The 396-nt window shown below is 54.3% G+C and carries 1 protein-coding gene; it reads left to right on the top strand.

Features of this window, described 5'->3' with window-relative positions:
* Window positions 1-267, top strand: a 267-nt coding sequence (locus tag B4920_RS25930; protein ID WP_139379649.1) for an IS30 family transposase, incomplete at its 5' end; no start/stop codon positions are given.
* Between the last annotated feature and the right edge of the window lie 129 nt (window positions 268-396).

Raw genomic sequence — 396 nt, 5'->3', positions numbered from 1 at the left:
GGCGGCGAGTTTGCCGAACACAAGGCGATAGAGGAAGCGCTGGGTGCCGAGACTTACTTTGCGCACCCTTACTCTTCGTGGGAGCGCGGTCTGAACGAGAACAGCAATGGGCTGTTGAGGCAGTTTATCCCAAAGGGAACAGACCTGAGAGAGGTCACGGACGAGGATGACAGGAGAGCGGAGCAGTGGCTCAACCTACGACCTCGGAAATGTCTCGGATTCAGGCAGCCTGTCAAGGTATTCGAAGAGTACCGTCAGGCGGCATAGGCGAGTGTCGCACTTCGAAGTTGAATTCGCGTTGCACATAGAATTGCTGCTGGGCCTCGGTCAACCCGCTTGAAAAGAGCTTTATTCCATCGCTCTTGTCATCATCCCGCAATAAAAACAGGGATGAAC

The organism is Zoogloea sp. LCSB751, assembly GCF_002028455.1.
GTDB lineage: Bacteria > Pseudomonadota > Gammaproteobacteria > Burkholderiales > Rhodocyclaceae > Zoogloea.
This window is presented reverse-complemented; position numbering and strand designations above follow the sequence as displayed.